Origin of the sequence: Nostoc sp. NMS4 (assembly GCF_017115095.1) — a bacterium.
Taxonomy (GTDB): domain Bacteria; phylum Cyanobacteriota; class Cyanobacteriia; order Cyanobacteriales; family Nostocaceae; genus Nostoc.
This window is the reverse complement of the sequence record NZ_JABXKI010000410.1, coordinates 1-5,590: the sequence shown is the minus strand read 5'-3', so window position 1 is coordinate 5,590 and position 5,590 is coordinate 1. Positions and strand designations below refer to the sequence as shown.

Annotated in this window: 7 protein-coding genes and 1 pseudogene; 6 read left to right on the top strand and 2 right to left on the bottom strand. The window is 44.1% G+C overall.

Going from position 1 to position 5,590, the window contains the following annotated elements:
• The 3 genes and pseudogenes from HWQ37_RS32960 to HWQ37_RS32950 form a co-directional block, all read left to right on the top strand.
• On the top strand, window positions 1-570 hold a 570-nt coding region (locus HWQ37_RS32960; RefSeq protein WP_292755371.1), incomplete at its 5' end, for an ADP-ribosylglycohydrolase family protein.
• Between the two features lie 198 nt (window positions 571-768).
• Window positions 769-951 carry a hypothetical protein gene (locus tag HWQ37_RS32955; protein ID WP_292755369.1) on the top strand — a complete coding sequence of 61 codons (183 nt, stop codon included), beginning with the start codon at window positions 769-771 and terminating at the stop codon, window positions 949-951.
• A 69-nt stretch (window positions 952-1,020) separates the two neighbouring features.
• Window positions 1,021-1,300: pseudogene (locus tag HWQ37_RS32950) on the top strand (Uma2 family endonuclease); the annotation flags it as partial.
• Window positions 1,301-1,352: 52 nt separating this feature from the next.
• On the opposite strand, the gene HWQ37_RS32945 reads toward HWQ37_RS32950, so the two are convergent.
• Window positions 1,353-2,459, bottom strand: coding sequence for a peptidylprolyl isomerase (locus HWQ37_RS32945; protein ID WP_292755367.1), 1,107 nt, complete (start codon window positions 2,457-2,459; stop codon window positions 1,353-1,355).
• Window positions 2,460-2,800: 341 nt separating this feature from the next.
• Here HWQ37_RS32945 and efp point away from each other — a divergent pair, with 341 nt between their 5' ends.
• From efp to HWQ37_RS32930, 3 genes are all read left to right on the top strand, one after another.
• On the top strand, window positions 2,801-3,358 hold the full coding sequence (efp, locus tag HWQ37_RS32940) for an elongation factor P (RefSeq protein WP_292755365.1): 558 nt from the start codon (window positions 2,801-2,803) through the stop codon (window positions 3,356-3,358).
• A gap of 91 nt (window positions 3,359-3,449) precedes the next feature.
• A complete protein-coding gene (accB, locus tag HWQ37_RS32935) occupies window positions 3,450-4,007 on the top strand; it encodes an acetyl-CoA carboxylase biotin carboxyl carrier protein (RefSeq protein ID WP_292755363.1) in 558 nt (185 codons plus the stop codon).
• A gap of 62 nt (window positions 4,008-4,069) precedes the next feature.
• Window positions 4,070-4,417, top strand: a complete 348-nt coding sequence (locus tag HWQ37_RS32930; RefSeq protein WP_292755361.1) for an ArsR/SmtB family transcription factor — start codon at window positions 4,070-4,072, stop codon at window positions 4,415-4,417.
• Between the two features lie 57 nt (window positions 4,418-4,474).
• Here HWQ37_RS32930 and HWQ37_RS32925 read toward each other — a convergent pair whose 3' ends face one another.
• Window positions 4,475-5,086: a GerMN domain-containing protein gene (locus HWQ37_RS32925; protein WP_292755359.1), complete on the bottom strand. Its 612-nt coding sequence runs from the start codon at window positions 5,084-5,086 to the stop codon at window positions 4,475-4,477.
• Window positions 5,087-5,590: the final 504 nt, after the last annotated feature.

Genomic DNA, 5,590 nt, shown 5'->3' with positions numbered 1-5,590 from the left:
AGTAATGGCAATGGTTCATTGATGAGAATCTTGCCGATGGCTTATTGTCACAGAAGTTTAACTTTAGGGGAATTGCTGGCGCGGGTGCATGATGTTTCGGCGATTACTCATGCTCATGTGCGATCGCAAATGGCCTGTGGCATTTATATTAGTATTGCAGTGGCGCTCTTAGAAGGGGCTGACCCTCAAACAGCTTATTTACAAGGATTACAAGATATCCAAACAATTTATTCTGTGCGGGAATTTTTATTAGAAAAGCCGCATTTTGGTAGACTTTTCAGTGGTGAGATTGCCAAAGTACCAGTGGAAGAGATTAATTCTGGTGGCTATGTGATTGATACCTTAGAATCATCCCTATGGTGTTTGTTAAATAGCTCATCTTATTCTGAGGCGGTATTGAAAGCTGTGAATTTAGGCGGAGATACCGATACTACCGCCGCCGTCACCGGTGGGTTAGCGGGAATTTACTATGGGGTGGAAAATATTCCCAAACAATGGATAAATCAAATTGCTCGTAGACAGGACATTATTTACTTGGCCGAGCGTTTTGCAAGGGCTGTTTACAGCTAGTAGTCTATCAAGCGTTGAAGGGTAAAGGAACGAACCGCAAAGGACGCAAAGAGCGTAAAGGAAGAAGGAAATAATGGAGTACTAGTGGTCTGTCCCATTAATTTTGCTGGGTAATACTAGATTGTGATTAAATAGCGATGTGGGTGCATCCGTGCCCACAAGCTTAGATGCGATCGCGCTCAGAAGGAAAAAGAGTGTATGAGCAAGAAGTATAAAATTAATCTCGGTGAATCACAAAGGCAAGAACTACTCGATATAGTCAAAAAGGGTTCAGCAAAAGCCAGAAAAATTCGTCGCGCACATACATTATTAATGGCAGCAGATGGCAAGACGGATGAGACATCTCTATCTTTGAGAGTGGTGCGATGTTGCTTCATCTAGGTGAGCGAAGTGAAGTGCTGATGCCAGTCGATCCGCATGGTCGTAGCGAGGTCAAACAGTGGCTGTTTGCCGCGCTTGCTAATTGTCGAGGTGGTTAGTCCAGAGTCGGTGAAAAGGGACTATCGCCATAAGCGCTCTGAATATGCGGCCTTAGAGGTTCCTGAATATTGTATTATAGACCCACTGAAAGCAAAAGTTTCGGTGTTACTAGTGGAAGATGGATTTTACGAGGAAACAGTTTTTACAGATACTCAGCAAATTGTATCACGGACTTTTCCAGAATTAGCGATCGATCGTAGTTGAGCAGATATTCACCGCCGGGAATCTGAATCAGGAGAGACGCGATTAATCGCGTCTGTCGTCTGTACAAGAATTATTCTTCTCCTGTCCCCTGTGTCTTCTTATGCAGCTTGCGGTTCAACCAGATTTTCTATTCCTTGAACCACTTTTGCTGATTCGATTTTATCACCAGCCTTCAATTTATCCAAAACTTCTCTGCCTTCGGTGAGATAGCCAAAAACGGCATAACGACCATCTAATAGGTTGCGTCCGGCGGGAGTGAGTTCTGGTTCAAACAAAAAGAAGAAAAATTGTGATGAACCACCATTTACTTCACTTTCGGGACGAGCCATCACTACTGCACCAAAGGCAGAAAAAGGTAGAACTGGCATATCAACGTAACGACCAGCTTCTTCTAGAGTAATGCCATAAGTAGGTGCTTTATCACCTTGAACTAAGACTTCTAAGGGAATAGCGCGATATTTGCCCGTTGTGGGGTCAATAAAACCCACATCTTTCCCAGCCGGATCTCCCGTTTGGAGAAAGTAAGATTCTTCAGAGCGGGTAAATTCTAAACCATTATAAAAACCTCTCTGTACCAAATCTACAAAATTACCAGCAGTGACAGGGGCGCTATAACCGTCTACAACAAGGGACAAATCGCCTTTGTTGGTTTTAATTTCTACAGTGGCACGACCTTTAAGTTGTGGCAGGTTACTGTACTGGGCAGGGACTTCAAAGGGGAATTGTTTCACCATTGACTCTTCTAGCCTAGTAACGAGATTTAGCAACTTACTTCTCTCTTGCAGAATTTGTTCTTTATCTTTGCTGTTCGCCAATTCTTGCAATTTACCCACCCCGGCTTTTAACTCGGTAATCCAAGCCTCCGCTTGGGGTTGGCGTTCTGCGGGAACGGTTGTTAAGATTTGGGAAGGTTTATCGAGAATGCGGGATGCTTGGCTAATGTCTTTGGAAATAGCACCCCAACGTCGATTCGCCCGCAGTTGGGCAGAGATGTCCTCTAAGCTGCCTTGTAGTTGCCGCACAGGTTTGTTATCTATCGGGAGTGCATACCGCAACAAAGCCTTACCGTCGGTAATTGCATTGCCGGCTGGTAGTGCGGCGCTACTGGAGGGAGTCCACCCAACTGTAGTTATGCCTAAAAATATTGTTACCAGCAGTATTGCCATTAGGCTGTTCTTCAGCCAGGATTTTAATAAGTTAAGCATGGGATAACTCAAATGCAGCAGTGAATTGTTGACTGGACGTAACCCACAAATAATCTTCCCACAGTATGAGTGCTGAGTGCTGTTAGCGGTAGCGGGGCGTTTAGCCCGTGCTGAGTGCTGAGTGAAAATCAATGCAAGTGGGATGATGAGGGGGATGAGGAGAAAAGGGAGATAAGGGGACAAGGGGACAAGAGGACAAGGAGATAAACAAAACTCCTAACTCTTAACTCCTAACTCCTAACTCAGCACTCCTAACGCCCAATGACTAATGACTAAATAGCTAATTACTCCGGTAGAAGGGTACAATAAATGCCGATTGTCTTCCAAAATTTGAAAGTTTCATGATCTCCAGTAACGACTTTCGACCCGGTGTTTCAATTGTATTGGATGGGTCTGTATGGCGAGTGCTTGAATTCTTGCACGTCAAACCAGGCAAGGGTTCTGCCTTTGTACGAACTAAGCTAAAAAATGTCCAGAGTGGGAGTGTGATGGAAAAAACGTTCCGCGCTGGGGAAAGTGTGCCGCAAGCCACTCTAGAAAAAAGCACGATGCAGCATACCTATAAAGAGGGCGATGAGTTTGTCTTTATGGATATGGAAACCTACGAAGAAGGTAGATTAACTCGTGAACAAATTGGCGATCGCGTCAAGTACCTCAAGGAAGGTATGGAAGCTGAGGTAATCCGGTGGGGCGAACAGGTGCTAGGAGTAGAATTGCCTAAGTCTGTGGTTCTGGAAATTGTTCAAACAGATCCAGGTTTAAAAGGTGACACCGCCACGGGTGGCTCAAAACCAGCAACTCTGGAAACTGGTGCAATTGTGATGGTTCCTTTGTTTATTTCTCAAGGAGAACGCATCAAAGTTGATACCCAAGAAGATAAATATATCAGCAGGGAATAACTTTCATCTCTACGGAGATGCTTTTATCCCGATGGCAATCTCTGCCACACTTAAAATGCTAATTTACGGATAGGTCGAGGTAATAAAAACTGTGCCATTGGACTTTAATGAAATCCGCCAACTTCTGGCAACGATCGCACAAACAGATATTGCAGAAGTCATACTCAAAAGCGATGATTTTGAGCTAACAGTCCGTAAGGCTGTGAGCGTTAGCAATCAGATGTTGTCGGTAGGTCAAGGGACTTTAGGCGGTGTGGTAGGTTCGGGCTTGACATCGGGTTCGTCTGGGGGAAACCAGGTGAGCGGAAGTCAGGTAACGGAGGTGTCTACATCTCGTGTGTTTGAAAATACTGGAACTAGCACACAAATGCAGTTATCAGTAAGTCCTCCCTCAACCATTGACCAGAGATTAGTAGAAGTGCCTTCCCCAATGGTAGGAACGTTTTATCGCGCTCCTGCGCCTGGGGAAGCGGCATTTGTGGAAGTGGGCGATCGCGTCCGCAAGGGTCAAACAGTCTGTATCATTGAGGCGATGAAGCTGATGAATGAAATTGAAGCGGAAGTCTCTGGACAGGTGATGGAAATTCTTCTCCAAAATGGCGACGCTGTAGAATATGGTCAACCTTTGATGCGAATTAACCCTGATTAAGTATTAATGTATATATGATGTGAGTCATTGTTAAAATTTTCTTTTCTTGCGGGTTAACCCTGATGAAACAAACGTTGCCTTTACCACCAGAAGTGGTGCAACAAGTAGCTGAATACTTCAGCCTATTAAGTGAGCCAATGCGTCTGCGGCTGCTACACTTATTACGGGATGAAGAAAAATGCGTGCAAGAGTTGGTAGAGGCAACACAGACTTCTCAGGCAAATGTGTCAAAACACCTGAAGGTAATGTGGCAAGCAGGTATCCTTAGCCGCCGCAGTGAAGGAACTTGCGCCTATTACCGGGTGGAAGATCAAATGATTTTTGATTTGTGTAATCGGGTTTGCGATCGCCTCGCCACAAGGTTAGAGCAGCAAGCCCGTAATTTTCGTGTGTTAAATAGCAAACTGTAAGTTATTTGTCATTTGTCATTTGTGAATGACTAATGACCAATGACTGATGACCGATGACTAAAGTGGATAATCTTTCTGAAACTGTTCACGAGTTAGCGGTTGTTGCAACTCTACACCCTCACCGCCTAAAACATCCAACGGTTTGCCGTTCACGTCAATGTACACCTTGGCTTTGGGATTTAAAGTTGTTGCAGTGTAAACAACTTGTCCTACACGACCCATCATTGACGTGCTACCGCCACCACTGGTAAAATCTTCGGATAAATTAACGTGAACTTCATCATTTTCTGACTTCAGCCCTAATAGCTTGGTTCCTTTGGGGATAGTTGTTGAATCTGTCCCTTCTGTTGGGCCTGCCAACAAACTTTGGAAAGCTGCTTCTAAAGCCTGGTTGGGTAGTACAGAAGCTACTTTAACAGGTTGGGGAACCAAAGTAACATTTTTATCTTTTGGTCTTAGCCAGTAAACGTTGGGGGTTTGCTCATTACCTGGCTGCTTAATTGATGGCTGTATTGGTTGAGCGATTTGCCCAGATGGATTGGACATTATGGGAGTATTGCTGGAGTGTGAAGTAAACCAAGCTAAACCGCCACCTACCGCTACAACCGCAGCTGACACGGCTGCAATTACGCCTGAAGAAATACGATTAGATCCTTGTTGGTCTTTCATGTTCAAAACCTTCCTAACTGAGGGCTGATATGGTAGTTATGTGAGGAGCAGCCTGGTTAAAGACGATACTTATAAGTAGAGAGTTTCCCACAATCTAGAGGAGACTTAAATGCTTCTTAATTCTGTAAGTCCCTAATTCAATTTTAGAATTTTTATTTCTAATCCGTCACCTACCAAATTATGTAAATTTTAGAAAGACGCAATTAATTGCGTCTCTGGGGAATCTGACTTTTTATCGGTTCTGAAAAACCTCTCTCTAAATCTCTCTCCTTCGAGGAGAGAGACTTTGAATTTTCCGCTTTACACTCGTGGGAAGGGGATTAGATTTTTCGTAGGTCTTTCCAGATCAGGTGAAAAGTTAGGTTGAATGGAAAATTGTCTACTCCCTACTTCACTCTATTGCTTCTGTAAGCCACTGTTTGAGTGTTGTTGTCACTTCATCAATGACTATTTCTTGAGATTTACGGGTAGCTCTTTCTACAACTTCAACTTTGCCATTAGCGA